16 protein-coding genes are annotated in these 14,756 nt (G+C 36.7%); 8 read left to right on the top strand and 8 right to left on the bottom strand.

Annotated features, from left to right (window positions below):
* Positions 1-7 precede the first annotated feature (7 nt).
* Positions 8-880, top strand: a complete 873-nt coding sequence (locus KO495_RS13485) for a peptidoglycan DD-metalloendopeptidase family protein (RefSeq protein WP_215980918.1) — start codon at positions 8-10, stop codon at positions 878-880.
* A 99-nt stretch (positions 881-979) separates the two neighbouring features.
* The gene (rpoS, locus tag KO495_RS13490) at positions 980-1,876 is read left to right on the top strand and encodes an RNA polymerase sigma factor RpoS (protein ID WP_252738954.1); all 897 of its coding nucleotides are present in this window, start codon (positions 980-982) and stop codon (positions 1,874-1,876) included.
* A 161-nt stretch (positions 1,877-2,037) separates the two neighbouring features.
* Here the strand turns inward: rpoS and KO495_RS13495 are convergent, their stop codons facing one another.
* Positions 2,038-4,221 (bottom strand): S46 family peptidase, encoded by a 2,184-nt coding sequence (locus KO495_RS13495; protein ID WP_354668387.1) that lies wholly within the window; start codon positions 4,219-4,221, stop codon positions 2,038-2,040.
* Positions 4,222-4,531: 310 nt separating this feature from the next.
* Here KO495_RS13495 and argR point away from each other — a divergent pair, with 310 nt between their 5' ends.
* From argR to KO495_RS13510, 3 genes are all read left to right on the top strand, one after another.
* A complete protein-coding gene (argR, locus tag KO495_RS13500) occupies positions 4,532-5,014 on the top strand; it encodes a transcriptional regulator ArgR (RefSeq protein WP_215980920.1) in 483 nt (160 codons plus the stop codon).
* A gap of 136 nt (positions 5,015-5,150) precedes the next feature.
* Positions 5,151-5,819, top strand: coding sequence for a fumarylacetoacetate hydrolase family protein (locus KO495_RS13505; RefSeq protein WP_215980921.1), 669 nt, complete (start codon positions 5,151-5,153; stop codon positions 5,817-5,819).
* A gap of 64 nt (positions 5,820-5,883) precedes the next feature.
* Positions 5,884-6,279 carry a YacL family protein gene (locus tag KO495_RS13510; RefSeq protein WP_215980922.1) on the top strand — a complete coding sequence of 132 codons (396 nt, stop codon included), beginning with the start codon at positions 5,884-5,886 and terminating at the stop codon, positions 6,277-6,279.
* Positions 6,280-6,405: 126 nt separating this feature from the next.
* Here the strand turns inward: KO495_RS13510 and KO495_RS13515 are convergent, their stop codons facing one another.
* The gene (locus tag KO495_RS13515) at positions 6,406-7,521 is read right to left on the bottom strand and encodes a methyl-accepting chemotaxis protein (protein WP_215980923.1); all 1,116 of its coding nucleotides are present in this window, start codon (positions 7,519-7,521) and stop codon (positions 6,406-6,408) included.
* A 325-nt stretch (positions 7,522-7,846) separates the two neighbouring features.
* Here KO495_RS13515 and KO495_RS13520 point away from each other — a divergent pair, with 325 nt between their 5' ends.
* Entirely contained in the window at positions 7,847-8,077 is a 231-nt protein-coding gene (locus tag KO495_RS13520) for a glutaredoxin family protein (RefSeq protein ID WP_215980924.1), read from the top strand.
* A 158-nt stretch (positions 8,078-8,235) separates the two neighbouring features.
* Here the strand turns inward: KO495_RS13520 and KO495_RS13525 are convergent, their stop codons facing one another.
* From KO495_RS13525 to KO495_RS13550, 6 genes are all read right to left on the bottom strand, one after another.
* On the bottom strand, positions 8,236-8,409 hold the full coding sequence (locus KO495_RS13525) for a hypothetical protein (protein ID WP_215980925.1): 174 nt from the start codon (positions 8,407-8,409) through the stop codon (positions 8,236-8,238).
* Between the two features lie 4 nt (positions 8,410-8,413).
* Complete coding sequence (locus tag KO495_RS13530; RefSeq protein WP_215980926.1) at positions 8,414-9,667, bottom strand: AmpG family muropeptide MFS transporter; 1,254 nt, start codon at positions 9,665-9,667, stop codon at positions 8,414-8,416.
* Positions 9,668-9,876: 209 nt separating this feature from the next.
* Positions 9,877-10,206: a hypothetical protein gene (locus KO495_RS13535; protein ID WP_215980927.1), complete on the bottom strand. Its 330-nt coding sequence runs from the start codon at positions 10,204-10,206 to the stop codon at positions 9,877-9,879.
* A gap of 278 nt (positions 10,207-10,484) precedes the next feature.
* A complete protein-coding gene (locus KO495_RS13540) occupies positions 10,485-11,072 on the bottom strand; it encodes a peptidylprolyl isomerase (RefSeq protein WP_215980928.1) in 588 nt (195 codons plus the stop codon).
* A gap of 35 nt (positions 11,073-11,107) precedes the next feature.
* Positions 11,108-11,686, bottom strand: coding sequence for a YajG family lipoprotein (locus KO495_RS13545; protein WP_252738955.1), 579 nt, complete (start codon positions 11,684-11,686; stop codon positions 11,108-11,110).
* A gap of 53 nt (positions 11,687-11,739) precedes the next feature.
* Entirely contained in the window at positions 11,740-12,906 is a 1,167-nt protein-coding gene (locus KO495_RS13550; RefSeq protein ID WP_215980929.1) for a methyltransferase, read from the bottom strand.
* A 144-nt stretch (positions 12,907-13,050) separates the two neighbouring features.
* On the opposite strand from KO495_RS13550, the gene KO495_RS13555 reads away from it, so the two are divergent.
* Together KO495_RS13555 and fabV are read left to right on the top strand one after the other, a co-directional pair.
* Positions 13,051-13,365, top strand: a complete 315-nt coding sequence (locus KO495_RS13555; RefSeq protein WP_215980930.1) for a BolA/IbaG family iron-sulfur metabolism protein — start codon at positions 13,051-13,053, stop codon at positions 13,363-13,365.
* 141 nt (positions 13,366-13,506) lie between these two features.
* The gene (gene fabV / locus KO495_RS13560; protein WP_215980931.1) at positions 13,507-14,700 is read left to right on the top strand and encodes an enoyl-ACP reductase FabV; all 1,194 of its coding nucleotides are present in this window, start codon (positions 13,507-13,509) and stop codon (positions 14,698-14,700) included.
* Positions 14,701-14,756: the final 56 nt, after the last annotated feature.

Below are 14,756 nucleotides of genomic sequence, written 5' to 3' on the forward strand. Positions count from 1 at the left end.
TTTTATAATGCCAAGGTTTTCGCTCACCTTTCACTATCGTTATGTTGCTACTATTGTGCTTTGTAGTGTACTTTTATCAGCTTGCTCTACTCGAAATGATCCTGCACCCGTTATTGGTATGTATGGTGGTGTTCCTCTTAAAGAGCGCGTTAAAAATAGTATAACAACAAGTGAATATATTGTTAAAAAAGGTGAAACTTTATATTCTATTGCATGGCGCGCCAACTCTGACGTACGACAAATCGCTCAACTTAATAAAATCTCATCTCCGTATAGAATCTTTCCAGGACAAAAATTATTTTTAACAGAAAAGTCGCCTAAAAAAACAACAGAAGATAGTAAAAACAAGCCTTCTACTAAAAAGTCGAGTAAGGGCTCTAGTACTGCAAATAAAAAAAGTACTAAAAAGGTGCTTGCAACAACTAAAAAGCAGGCGTATGGTAAAAATGTAACTGGTGGAAAAGTATACCAAAAGAGCATTCCTGAGAATAAAGGGTTTTCACAAAAAATTCATCGATGGCAATGGCCTGTAAAGGGTAAAGTTATTGATTACTTTTCCAATCAGGCACAAGGTAATAAAGGGATAGACATTGCTGGTCGTCGTGGTACAAATATCAAAGCGGCAGCTGATGGGAAGGTTGTTTATGCTGGTGATGCGTTAAGAGGGTATGGCAAACTTATTATTATTAAACATAATGATGATTACTTAAGTGCCTATGCTCATAATGACAAGTTACTTGTAAAAGAACAGCAAGTGGTTAAAGGCGGTAAAGTTATAGCGAAAATGGGCGATACAGACTCTGTTAAAGTTATGCTTCATTTTGAAATACGCTTTCGTGGCAAGTCGATAAACCCCTTAAAGTACTTACCAAAAAAGTAATAATAAAAATAACAACATAATAATAACGTAAATAAAAACAGTTGGAGTTAACGTGAGTAATTAATTTTAATAAAAGTCTTTGCTATGTGGGAGAAGGGTATGAGCAAACTAACAAAAATAAAAGCTGAAAATACAATAGAAGCAAAAGAAGAAGCACCATCAAACTTAGATGCTACTCAGATTTATTTAAGCGAAATAGGTTTTTCGCCATTGCTTAGTGCAGAAGAAGAAGTGTATTTTTCTCGTTTGGCACTTAAAGGTGATGAGCCATCTCGTAAACGTATGATAGAAAGTAACCTGCGTTTAGTTGTAAAAATATCAAGACGTTATAATAACCGAGGCTTACCACTATTAGACTTAATTGAAGAAGGCAATTTAGGGCTTATTCGAGCCGTTGAAAAATTTGACCCTGAGCGAGGATTTCGCTTTTCAACTTACGCTACGTGGTGGATTCGTCAAACCATCGAACGAGCGATTATGAATCAAACTCGCACCATTCGCTTACCTATTCACGTGGTAAAAGAGCTTAATATTTACTTACGTGCTGCTAGAGAACTCGTTCAAAAACTCGATCATGAACCAACCGCTGAAGATATTGCGCTTCACTTAGATAAACCTGTTGAAGATGTTACTAAAATGCTTCGCCTTAATGAGCGCATGGCTTCAGTTGACACACCTTTTGGTGGTGACTCTGACAAAGCATTACTAGATATTATTCCTGATGAGAAGAGTGCAGGACCTGAAGGAGACTTACAGTCTCAAGATATGAGTAATAATATTGTTACTTGGCTTAATGAGCTTAATACTAAACAGCGAGAAGTATTAGCAAGACGCTTTGGTTTGCTAGGTTATGAGGCGGCAACTCTTGAAGATGTTGGCTCTGAAATAGGTCTTACCCGTGAGCGTGTTCGTCAAATTCAAGTAGAAGCATTAAAACGCTTGCGTGATATTTTATCTCAACAGAACTTATCTATTGAGGCTATATTTCAAGCATAGTTAGAACATAGTTTGAATGTTACTAAGGCTACTCAATAAACGATTTATATTGAGTAGATAAAGAAAAACCCGACAACTGTCGGGTTTTTTATGCTTAGAACTTTTTATTGTTAATATTGCAAACAATGCTAGTATCTATTGTATTGATACTGGCGAACTGGTTACTCAACAATATCCATTTCTTCAATTAGGTTAGTCGCGCCATCAACGTGCTCCATTACCCAAAGCATATAACGTACATCAACGTGAATTGAGCGGTTTAGCTTTTTATCGTAATCCCAGTCACCAATAATGCTTTCATAAACACCGTCAAAGACTAAGCCAACAAACTCGGCTTTATCATTTAAGGTTGGTGAGCCTGAGTTACCACCTGTAATATCTAAAGTACCTAAGTAGTTTACTGGCACTGAGCCGATTGCTTTTTTAGCGTACTCGCCATATTGCTTGTTATTAATTAGCTCAAGTTGTTTTTTAGGCGCATCAAATGGTGCAATACCAGTGTCTTTAGCAACAATGCCCTCTAGAGTTGTATAAGGTGTTGCCGTTAAACCATCTTGTGGCGAGTAGCCTTTTACATTCCCGTAAGTGATACGTAGTGTGCTATTTGCGTCAGCATAAACAGGTAAGTTGTTATCATTAAAGTAAGCAATAAGTGCTTCCATGTACTTAGGGCGGTAAGCTTGAATGTTGCCGGCTAGTTCTTTAGAAGTGTCTTCAATTGCTTTACGCTCTTTAAAGCTAGCAACCGCTAATTTAATGAATGGGTCTTTACTCTTTTCAAAGTCACTTAACGGCTTATTCATTAACGCTAAACGTTGCTCTTGAGAATTAAGCTGTGTTTTTTTATACATTTTTTCTAATGTTTTACGTAACTTTTTCTCATTAAAGTTTTTAGCTGTTGTCTTACTTAAGCCAAAAAACTTATCAAAAGACTTAATACGCTCTTCTTTAGGTAACGCAACATAGTGCGTTAACATAGCGATTAGAATTTCTTTATCAATAGTTTCGTCATAACGGCGGTCAACAGATTTCATGCCTTGTTCAAAGCGCGCTAAATCACGTTCTTGATAACCACGTTCACGTTCAATATTTGGCTTTTCGTTTTCAACGGCTAAGCGATGTAAACTAGTCGCGGTAGATAGCATTTTGTTATAACGCATATAACCTAAAATTAAATCGCGGGCTTGTTGTTGATCATCAATTTTAATGAGTTTATTTAACCCCGATAATGCTTCGCCGTATTTAGCTTGACGCTTTTTGTCACTCTGTAACCATTGAGTTAGTTTTTTCTCGAGGGTTTGCTTACGCTCTAAAAAAGTACCTTTGTTATAACTATGGATCATTGAACCGTAGTTTTTAGCGTAATTTGCTAAGCCAGCTAAAGTACTTTCATATTTAATACGTGCTTCACTACCTTCTTCTGAATGAGTGTGTATTAAATCGATAATTTCTTCACGATAAGCTTTCGCATTAGGGTAAGTCCACGTAAATGTGTTTTCTACTTCATAGGCGGTGCGGTAACGGTTAGTTCTACCAGGGTAGCCAAGTACCATAATGTAGTCGCCATCATCAACACTGCTCTTATTAACTTTTAGGTGATGCTTTGGCTTGTAAGGTACATTATCTTTACTAAAGTCGGCAGGTTGACCATCTTTACCCACATAGGCACGGTAAAAGCCGTAATCACCAGTGTGGCGTGGCCACATCCAGTTATCTACATCACCGCCGTATTTGCCAATACTACTTGCAGGCGCATGTACTAAACGTACGTCTCTAATGGTTAGCTGTTTAAATAAGTAGTACTCTAAGCCGCCGTGAAAATTCACTACACTACAGCGGTATCTGTCGTCATTTTCACATTCAGCAACGAGTGTTTTTGAGTTAGTATCAATCGCTTTATATCGTTCGCTACCATTCATACCTTCAGTAATGCCGGCATTCACGAGTGGCGTAACTTCGGTAATTTCTTCGGTCACATAAATACGGCTACCTGGCGTTGCAGGCAATTCTTCATCAAAGCTTTTCGCTAAAAAACCATTTTTAAGTAAGTTGTTTTCTGCAGTTGAATTATATTGCACCGAACCGTAAACACAGTGGTGGTTTGAAGCAACTAAGCCCTGATCTGAAACAAATGAGGCGGTACAGCCACCTAAACTAACTATGGCTCCCATTGGGAAACCTGTCAGGTCAGTTAAGTCATTGGGGTTTAATTTCAACCCTGCTTTGGTTAATTGTTTTGCTATGGTTGGTAATTGATTTGGTTGCCACATGCCCTCGTCAGCTAATGCTGAACTGGCCGTTAAAGCTAATGCCGGTAGCATTAACAATTTAGTCAGTTGTCTCATAATATCCTGCTTTATTTTTAAAATTGTAATGAGTATTTTTGCTTTTTGTTATTGTATAACAAAAAGCATGGTTCAGAGTTTGCGCTAGTGTTCTCATCTAGTCAAAAAAATTAACAAAATAGTTACAGTTAAGTTGTAAATAATAGTGTCATTTCAGTAAAAAGGTTTAACAGTAGGCGTAAATGTAATTATCTTCGTAACATTTCCGGTACATAAATACTTTTGAATAAATATTCATAAGTTATAGTTCACTGAAATTGTACTATGGTGTAGAATTGTGCCTTTAATGAAAACTATATGAAGCTAGTAAATGATAATCAGTCGTAAAGAAAATGAATCTAAATTAATTCATGTGTTCAAGCGTTTATTAAAAGAGCAATGTTATGGTTCACAAGGTCAGTTGGCGGGCGCTCTTGCCTTACAAGGCTTTGATAACATGTCACAAGCTAAAATTTCCCGGTTACTCTCTAAGCTTGGCGCTGTAAAAACGCGTAACGCAAACAATGAAATGATTTATATATTACCTGATGAATTGGCCGTTCCTAAATCTAAGCAGTCAATTGAATCGGTAGTGTTAAGTGTTAAGCATAATAATATGCAAATTATCCTTAAAACAGGTATTGGCGGTGCACCGTTAATTTCTCGTATGTTAGATAGTATGGGTGAAGCCGTTGGTATTTTGGGAACATTAGCAGGTGATGATACTATTTTTATTGCCCCTGACAATGTTGAAAATATTGATAGTATTACCCAAGCTATTCGCACATTACTCGGTGTAAACGAGCAAAACTAAACAAGCCTTTGTTAAGCGGCTTATTAAGTCGCTTAATTATCTCTTTACCTCTATAAAAACATTACTTTAAGCCTTAGGCTTGTTTAAGTTAAGGTAACTATTTAAACTCTAAAGTATTTCCTTTAAGCCGCACTTCATGAAAACCATAAACCTCCTTACCACCAATGCCCAATTAGCAATAACCACCTCAACGCTAACACCTTCTAAAATACTCTGTATCGGTAGAAACTATGTTGAGCATATCAAAGAACTTAACAATGATGTTCCTGACGAAATGGTGGTGTTTTTCAAACCTAACTCTGCGATTAGTTCAGTGCTTAATGCGCATCATTTAATGGAACCATTACATTACGAAGCTGAGCTTTGTTTCTTGTATCAACAAGGAAAGTTTAGCGCAGTTGCTTTAGGGTTAGATTTAACGAAACGTACTTTACAGTCTGCATTAAAAGCAAAAGGCTTACCTTGGGAGCGAGCTAAAGCGTTTGATGGCTCAGCTGTATTTAGTGACTTTGTTGCCATTGAAAGCCACCACATTGATCATCTGTCTCTAAGTTTAACTATTAATAATACGTTAACACAACAGGGCAGTGTTGAGTTGATGATGTACAAGCCAGTAGAAATACTTGCTGAATTATTACAATTTGTTAGCTTGGAAGACGGTGATATTGTAATGACAGGAACTCCTAAAGGTGTTGGTGTTATTCAAAGCGGTGACAGTTTTAGTGGTTCTGTAAGTATTAATAGTAGTGCAGCAAACGTTACGGAAGCTGAGGTATTAATTAACCAGCAGTGGTTTGCACAGTAAGCTTTCTGAGGAGTTAACTGAATTTTGCTACACTTAACTAATATGCCTATTTATAGGAAAAACGATGGAATATGAATTTATACACGATGCTATTACGGGAGAGGCTCGAGCGAGGTTTTCTTTAGAACATGAAGTAATGGGTCCTTGGCTTGAGGTTGAGGTTAACAATAATCCGGAGAAGCTTACTGAATTTTTAACCGCAATTAACCTAGTTAAAAATGGTGAGCGTAAGGAAATGCAAATAGTTGGCAGTGAATACAGCGTAACATTAAGCCGTGATGAGGTTGATATTCAAACTAACGTTAGTTTAAATGGAAGCTTAGAAAATAGTGAAGGTTTGCCTGAAATGTTAACGGATGAGCATATTCATCTAGATCAAAATGAAATGGCCGGTTGTGGTATTGATGACTTTCGCGCTTTACTGCTTTCATGGGCCAAGTTTAGTAATATTCGCTACTAAGTTTTAGCTGCAAGATGCTGTAGCTCAAATGTAACTAGAACTTAGGCATCTTTGCAGATTAACTAAATATGATAGCTAACAATAAGTATTGTTGATATTTCTGAATATAATTTCGTTGTTTATTATTTAGCCAGGGTGTTTAGGCACTTGATTAGATATTTGATGAGATAAAGATGAAAGTAAATCAACAACCTTAAAACTAGAATTCTCCATTAAGGTTAATCTTTTAACCGCTTCATCACTGTTTCCTTCTTGATGTGCTATTAATGCCGCTAAACCATTTTTGTGCACTTCTTCATGCGGTACTTCAATTTTTTTGTAAGCGTCAAACCCTGAATATTTGACGCTTCCTTCACCTTCATAATACCATTTTCCAAGGCGGCACATAGTATGGTCGGCAAAGTCATCTATTGATTTATCAGACATGCCAAGCATTACTTGGTACACTTCAAGTTTCCAAACGACATGATCCATTTTTACTGTTTGAATAAAAGAATCAGCTGTTGAGTTTGTTATAACAGAGTACATCTGCTGAGATAAGCTTACAATTCGATTGGCTGTTTCTTCTATGGATGCTGTGCTAGTGGTAATCTCATCACTTTTTTGTCCTACACCGCTTATGCCACTAACTACGTCAGCCATTTGACTATTAACTTGTTCAATGAGTACTGATATTTCGTTAGATGCTTCAGCTGAGCGCTGTGCCAACGTTCTTACTTCATCAGCAACTACAGCAAAACCTCTTCCTTGCTCGCCAGCTCTGGCAGCTTCAATTGCGGCATTTAATGCGAGTAAATTAGTTTGGTCAGATATACCTTTAATGATATTAACAAAATCATTAATACCAGTGGTTACAGCCTGTAATTGGTCAACTGATGTTGATGCTGTTTTAGTGTCGGTAGATATTTCTGCCGTAGATTTAATTGTTGAAGCTAGCATCTCCATTATTTGATCAAATAATTCTTGAGATGATTGAAAACTATCACGATGGATAATAAGTTCTGATGATGAGGTCGCTAGACTTTCTCTTATTTGATTAACTAAATCAGATGATTGCAACCATAACTTGTTTAATGTTTGTTGGTTGTTATGTGTAGCAGCTGCTACTGAAATATCATTTGATAAGGTCTCATTTGATTGGTTAGCTTGTTTGAGCTCTTCTTTCAATAAAGAATTTTGCTGCGTGAGAGTACTTACTTCTAATTCTAATTTTTCTATTTTATTTTTAAAGTTAAATATCATATTTTACTCTGGTTAAATTAATAGTTCGGTACAGTCTTTGTTTATAGTAGAAATTAGGGCTATGTAAAAATACGTTTATATGTAACATCATTAGCTTAACAAACGTTTAACTATAAAGGTTATTATGACTTGCAACTTATTGCTATCGTTCACAACTGTAACCTTAAATAGCTAGACCTAAGGTAAATTATAAGTTCAAACACCTTAGATTAATCAGTTTAGTTCATTTTATTTATATATAGTTGATAGTTTGATTAATTCACCTTTGCTTTTTATGAGACTCACGTAAAATAGTGAGCTTTTAACAGTTCTTTATAGGTTAGCCATGAAACGTGTTGTTTTATATATTTCAGATAAATGCCCTCATTGTCGAGAAGCCCAAAAGTATTTGGATGATAACGGTATTAAGTACAGGTTAACAAATGCAAAAATGCAGCGTGGTAGAAAAGAGCTTGATGCTATAGGGGCTCGATCTGTACCCGCTCTTAAAATTGGTAATGAAGTTATGATTGGGTGGAATTTGAAAAACTTTAAGAAAATCTATGGTGCAGGTTAATAAGATATAAGCGAGTTAGGTCACTTCTTCACTCACTTCATAGAGGTTGTTATTGTCTTATGAGCGAGTATAAAAATATAGAGCATAGAGTGCGTTGGTATATATTTGCCTGTACTCGAGCTCTCTAATTTTTTAGTTAGTGAAAGCCATGCACGGTGTTATGAGCTGGTCACAAAAATCATTAAGGTAAAAAAGCCAATAATAACGCTATTAAATAGTGCGATGTAAATAAAGCCTTTAAGGCCTTCCTTTAAGCTATAACCTCTGTTATCTAAATACCACCACCAAATAAGTGACATTAAAATAGGCAGTAAAAAAAATAGTTTAATCATTAAATTAACCTGTTACTTTTGATTGAGTGTTTTCGTTCCAAGGGGCAACTTTTAAAAGCATTATCATGCCTGGTATGGCGAGTGCGGTACATAAAAAATAAAATTGCGTCCAGCCAATTTGTTCAACAATAAAACCTGTAGTCGCATTAGCAAAGGTGCGCGGCAATACGGCTAATGCAGTGAATAATGCAATTTGAGTTGCGGCAAAAGCTGGGTTAGTGGTGCGGGCAATAAAGGCGGTGAAAGCTGCAGTACCTAAACCTACTCCTAAATATTCAAAGGCCATAGTAAAAGCCAACGCGTAATTATTGTGACCTATTTCTGCTAGAGCTGCAAAGCCTAGAATACTAGCAATTTGTACAAAACCAAATAACCATAGCGCGCGATTAATACTAAGCTTTATCATTACTAAGCCACCAATAACAATACCAACAGTCATTGCTACCATTGAAGATGTTTTCGCTATTACACCAATTTCGGTTTTACTAAACCCCATCTCCATAAAAAATGGTGTTTGTAAAGCCGTTGCCATATTATCGCCGAGTTTATAAAGCACTAAAAATAGTAGTGTATAACAGGCAGACTTAAGACCATTGCTTTGTATAAAGTCTTTAAAAGGGAGAATTACCGCCTCTTTGAGTGACTTAGGGGCATTATGTTCTGTTTTGACCTCTTTAATACATAAAGTGAGAAACACACCGAGTAACATGAAAGCAGCGACTATCATAAAAACAGATTGCCAACTCATATGATCAGCTAAGATCAAGCCAAGTGAACCTGGCACTAACCCTGAGAAACGATATGCTTGCACATGTATAGAGTTACCCAAACCTAGCTCGTTATCAGGTAATAATTCACGTCTATAAGCGTCAAGTACAATATCTTGGCTGGCACTAAAAAACGCTACAGCAGTCGCTAAATAAGCGACTGACCATATATTCATTACAGGGTTAATAAAGCCAAAGAGACCGATGGATAGAAGTAGCGTACATTGTGTAAATAACATCCAACTACGCCGGCGACCAATTCGCCCTAGTGAATATCGATCGATAACTGGAGACCAGATAAACTTCCAAACATAAGGGATGCCAATTAACGAAAATAAGCCAATTTCAGCTAAGCTCACCCCTTCATCTTTTAACCAGCCAGGTACTAGTTGATATAAAACAAATAGCGGTAAACCTGAGCTAAAACCTGTAAAAATACAGATTAACATACGTTTATTGAGAATAGCGTCTTTGAAAGCGTTGTTAGCCATTAATGAGAAAACTCAAGGAGAAATTAATACCGCTAAGCTTATCAGAGGCTTGCATTTCTCCCAAGCGCATTAATGGCTTTGTAGTAAAGTTATTTGTATTACGCGAATGAGTGGGTGTTGAATAACTAGCTGCGCTCTTTATTATTGAGCGTATTACCTTGATAAGGTACACAGCAAAAAAGTAACCGATGTTTGTTTAAGTAGGTTACTTACGGCAGTGGCCGCCAGCCGATACAATCAATAGGATAACTGCCAATACCATTAAAAAAGTCTAAACAGGTATTCATTTCACTTTTAAAAAATAAGTCTTGGTTAAGCGCCTGTGCACCATGTAAGCTCACCTCGTGCATTAAGTGCCAAAAAACTCGTTCTTTTGCAGAACTAGGGGTTTCATCGGTTACCGATAGTAAGGTCCACTCAGCCATGGTATCAAATATAAATTGATCTAATTCGGTATAATGTATTTCATTATCAATAACAGCGTTGACGTAGGCATGCATTTGAATAATTTTATTATTGATAAACTGCTCTATTACCATGAAATCTCCTTTAACGCTCAGTAATAAATTGCCATTATCGGCTGTAAATAACGATAGGCTACGTTATTACTGGTTTAGCATTAGACTTCGAGTTTCTAATTAACCACTCAAGTTAAACGTTTGATTGTGATGTGACCAAGCGTAGCTATGTTATAGCTATAATTAGATATGTGACGCTTGCTAACCTTATTAGGTATCGGTGATAAAGGGCTATTTGTCAAAAAATAGCCCTTTTATTTTGGTGTTAATTTGTAATCAAATTGTAAAGTAGGAGTAGCTTATTCGTCAGTAGGGAGTAAAGTGGCTTTAATCAGTAACACTGGTTCTACGGGAACATCATTCCATGCCATACCTTGGTGGTAGTCGGTACTTACCTTAGATATTTTTTCTAATACTTCATCACCTTCAACAATAGCGCCAAATACGGCATAGCCCCAGCCTCTACCTGGATTTAAACTATCGTTATCTGCCATATTAAAGAAAAATTGACGGTTAGCTGTATGCGGGCGACTTTCTTTTGCCATAGCAATAGTGCCAAAGTCATTTTTCAAACCATTACCCGATTCATTAAAAATACTCTTGTTTAACTTTTTTTCACTAAAGTCAGTATCATAGGCGCCGCCTTGTACGACAAAACCTTCAATAACACGATGAAATATAGTGTTGTTATATTCACCTGAAACCACATAGGTAAGAAAGTTATCAACAGTAATAGGAGCTTTAACGCGATCTAGCTCTACGATAATAACCCCCATAGAGGTTTCTAATTTTACTTTCGGATAAATATTTGTTGGATCAATTGCTTTACTGCATAAACTGGTAAACACCAATACCGTGGCAATAATGATTTTAGTTAACGTTGTCATAAAAGAACCTTTGGTGGTTATGAAAGTGAGCTGAATTAATTTGCTAAAAAGTTACGAATATCGTTACTGTTCACTATTTGCGTTAATAGGGTATTTAAACTGTTATTAAAGTCACGCTCCAATACGGCAATATCGGCTTTTAAAGCGCCTTCGCTATTACCACGGCTTTTAAAGGTGTTGGTTAATGTTTGCTGCGCATTGGCAACTTTTACGGTAATGATAAGCTCACTTTGTGTGGTATAGCTCATTGTTTTTTGAGTAACACTGGTGATGGCTTTATCAATAGTAATATCAATTTTTGTACTGGCAATACTATTAAAGCCAATGCCTTGCTTTTTCCAAGTACTGCTTAGTGTACTGTTGATTAACTCTTCTAAACGCTGTTGAGACGACAAGATAGTCGCCGCTTCCCCTTCTTGAGATATTTGTACAATGTGATTACTGGTACGCATATCAACAACATTTAATGATGCTTGAGTATTGTATGTATTTGTTGGCGTTTGAATAATTTGTGGTGCTAAAATTACGTGCGTTGGCGCACTGCTACAGCCTACAATTAAAAGGGCTGTTACTGCTGAAAATAGCGTTTTTTGCATTGATGCCATCGGTTTCATGGTGAAGTTTTCCTTGTGCTAATGTTGAGTAATCACTCATTTATTCAAAAATTTTATTTTTTAATAGCTGATTGTGTCACAAACTTATCGTTGCTGGCGATCAGAGTCTCATTACCAAAAATACGTTTTAGTTTAATGTGATAAGCCAGTTGTCTGTTGCCTATAATACGTAATTCGCCGCCTTTTTTTAATACGCGATAACTGTCTTTAAACATTTGCCAAGCGATATGATCGGTTGTTGCCGTTTGCTGATGAAAAGGAGGGTTACATAATATTAAATCAACACTATTACTTTCAACATCGGTTAAACAATCATTTAAGTTGAAAGTACACTGTCTTGCATGCTCTGGCAGGTTGGTGTTCACATTCGCTTCAGCTGATGCAATAGCCATAAATGATTCATCAAAAAACTGTATTTGGGCTGTTGGTTGTTGTGCTAAAACGGTTAAACCGATAACGCCATTACCACAGCCTAAATCAATCACTTTACAGCCTTCATTAACCTTAGGTAAGTTCTCAATAAAGTAGCGTGCGCCAATATCCAGCTTTTCTCGTGCGTAAACATTAGCATGATTACTGATGGTAAATTGTTGTGAAGTGTTCTTATCATCAAGCGACCAAATTGTTGGGAATGGTGATTGGTGCTGTTGTTTATTATCAAATTGGCAAAACACTAAACGAGCTTTTTTGACCGCTAATGAGGTTTTTGTTGTACCCAAGTACTTTTCAAACACTTTTAATGTTGAGCTATGAATTTCTTTAGCACGATCGGCAGCAATAAATACGGTGTTATCGTTTACATTATTTTTAATTTGTATCAGTTGTTCAATTAACATTGATTTACTTTTAGGTATTTTGAACAAAATAATATCAATGTTTTCAGGTAGCTTATCTAAGCTAGATCGTAAGGTTACTTTACTGTCGTCTAAGTTATTTTCTGAAATATTATGACGAATACCTTGAGCGCTGATGTATGAGTCATTCACACAAGTTACGCTAGCGGGGCTAAGTGATGGCTGGCAAAAGCTTGTTGCTAAAGCACCAAAACTGTCATTAAAAATAACCACATGGCTGTTTTCATTAATAAGGTTATGTTCTGTAATATGATTAATTAAGTATTCATCGGCAGCGTCCCATGCCTGCAAGTCTCGGTTTACTTGTGCTACGGGAAAACGAGTTAAGAATAAATTTTTGTCATTGACAATAAACGGGCTGATCATGGTTTTTAGCTTACCAATTAAATGAAATTACAGCCTAATATTGTGACATATTTCATAACATATTGTTGGTCTATCCTCTTAAATCAGCTAAAATAATTTCCGATTTAGCTAAGAATAATTGACATAATATTATCAGGGATAAAAATGACTACTGCTGCAATAATTGAACAGAAACTTCTTAATGCATTTTCTCCTTTACATTTAGATGTAGTAAATGAAAGCCATAAGCACAATGTACCACCGGGCAGTGAATCGCATTTTAAAGTGATTGTGGTCTCTGATGAGTTTAATGGCGCAATGCGTATTAAACGCCATCGCGCAGTAAATTCAGTATTGGCAACAGAGTTAGCTGAAAAAATTCATGCGTTGGCTATTCACGCTTACACCAAAAAAGAGTGGGATGAGCATTACGCAGAAAACACACCTTTGTCGCCAAACTGTTTAGGTGGCGGTAAATAAAGATCATATTATCTGATCGTACCTCTTAAAAGTTTAGTCAAGGTACAATGTCGCCAATATGACATACATTTCAACACGCCGTTATCAGCAATATTGATTTAGCGTAACGTCGTGACTAACATAAATAAAAAAGGCTCTCTTATGGTTATCAAACCAAAAATTCGTGGTTTTATTTGTACTAATGCTCACCCTGTTGGCTGTCAAGCGCATGTTAATGAACAAATTGCTTACGTAAAAGCAAACGCTTCATCATCTACAGCGGGCCCTAAAAATGTTTTAGTGATCGGCGCTTCTACAGGCTATGGTTTAGCGTCACGTATTACCTCTGCATTTGGCTATAACGCTAAAACTTTAGGTATTTTCTTTGAAAAACCACCAACAGAGAAAAAAACAGCTTCAGCAGGTTGGTATAACACCGCAGGCTTTCAACAAGCGGCTGATGAAGCTGGTATTTATGCGAAAAGCATTAATGGCGATGCTTTTTCTCATGAAGTAAAAGCACAAGCTATTGAAGCAATTAAAGCTGATATGGGGAAAATTGATTTAGTGGTTTACTCTTTAGCTTCTCCACGTAGAACCGATCCTGATACAGGTGAAGTTTACGCGTCTACTTTAAAGCCAATAGGTCAAAGTGTTACCACTAAAAACTTAAATACCTCAAAACGTATTATTGATGAAGTGTCAGTTGAAGCGGCAAATGAAGCTGAAATTCAAGGTACTATTGATGTAATGGGCGGTGCAGACTGGGAATTATGGATGAATGCGCTTAAAGAGGCGGATGTATTAGCACAAGGCGTTAAAACCGTTGCCTATACTTACATTGGTAAAGAGCTTACTTGGCCTATTTACGGTAAAGCAACTATTGGTAAAGCCAAAGAAGATTTAGACCGTGCAGCAAGTGCAATTAATGCATCTACTGCAGCTCTTAATGGTCAAGCCAATGTTACGTCATTAAATGCCGTAGTAACGCAAGCAAGCTCAGCAATTCCAATTATGCCGTTGTACATTTCAGCGATGTTTAAAGTGATGAAAGCAGACGGTACTTATGAAGGTTGTATTGAGCAAATCGATAACTTGTTCAAAGAAAACATTTACAATGAAGCACCACGTTTAGATGAAGCAGGCCGTTTTAGCCAAAACTATAAAGAGCTTGAAGATAGCGTTCAACAACGTGTTACTGATATTTGGAATACAGTTGATACTGATACAATTGACGAGTTAACTGACTACGTTGGTTACCATGCTGAGTTCTTGAAGTTATTTGGTTTTGGTGTTGATGGCGTTGACTATGACGCAGATGTTAGCCCTGAAGTTACGATTAATCATTTACTATAATGTTCTAGTTGTTAGTTAACCTGATCTCGGCTTAAAAAATGTTTCTCTAGCAGCTA

Source organism: Colwellia sp. D2M02 (assembly GCF_018860755.1).
Classification (GTDB): Bacteria; Pseudomonadota; Gammaproteobacteria; order Enterobacterales; family Alteromonadaceae; genus Colwellia; species Colwellia asteriadis.

Coding starts and splice junctions, on each gene's coding strand:
- KO495_RS13485 (WP_215980918.1), top strand. CDS start 8: ATGCCAAGGTTTTCGCTCACCTTTCACTATCGTTATGTTGCTACTATT.
- rpoS (WP_252738954.1), top strand. CDS start 980: ATGAGCAAACTAACAAAAATAAAAGCTGAAAATACAATAGAAGCAAAA.
- KO495_RS13495 (WP_354668387.1), bottom strand. CDS start 4,221: ATGAGACAACTGACTAAATTGTTAATGCTACCGGCATTAGCTTTAACG.
- argR (WP_215980920.1), top strand. CDS start 4,532: ATGATAATCAGTCGTAAAGAAAATGAATCTAAATTAATTCATGTGTTC.
- KO495_RS13505 (WP_215980921.1), top strand. CDS start 5,151: ATGAAAACCATAAACCTCCTTACCACCAATGCCCAATTAGCAATAACC.
- KO495_RS13510 (WP_215980922.1), top strand. CDS start 5,884: ATGGAATATGAATTTATACACGATGCTATTACGGGAGAGGCTCGAGCG.
- KO495_RS13515 (WP_215980923.1), bottom strand. CDS start 7,521: ATGATATTTAACTTTAAAAATAAAATAGAAAAATTAGAATTAGAAGTA.
- KO495_RS13520 (WP_215980924.1), top strand. CDS start 7,847: ATGAAACGTGTTGTTTTATATATTTCAGATAAATGCCCTCATTGTCGA.
- KO495_RS13525 (WP_215980925.1), bottom strand. CDS start 8,409: ATGATTAAACTATTTTTTTTACTGCCTATTTTAATGTCACTTATTTGG.
- KO495_RS13530 (WP_215980926.1), bottom strand. CDS start 9,667: ATGGCTAACAACGCTTTCAAAGACGCTATTCTCAATAAACGTATGTTA.
- KO495_RS13535 (WP_215980927.1), bottom strand. CDS start 10,206: ATGGTAATAGAGCAGTTTATCAATAATAAAATTATTCAAATGCATGCC.
- KO495_RS13540 (WP_215980928.1), bottom strand. CDS start 11,072: ATGACAACGTTAACTAAAATCATTATTGCCACGGTATTGGTGTTTACC.
- KO495_RS13545 (WP_252738955.1), bottom strand. CDS start 11,686: ATGAAACCGATGGCATCAATGCAAAAAACGCTATTTTCAGCAGTAACA.
- KO495_RS13550 (WP_215980929.1), bottom strand. CDS start 12,906: ATGATCAGCCCGTTTATTGTCAATGACAAAAATTTATTCTTAACTCGT.
- KO495_RS13555 (WP_215980930.1), top strand. CDS start 13,051: ATGACTACTGCTGCAATAATTGAACAGAAACTTCTTAATGCATTTTCT.
- fabV (WP_215980931.1), top strand. CDS start 13,507: ATGGTTATCAAACCAAAAATTCGTGGTTTTATTTGTACTAATGCTCAC.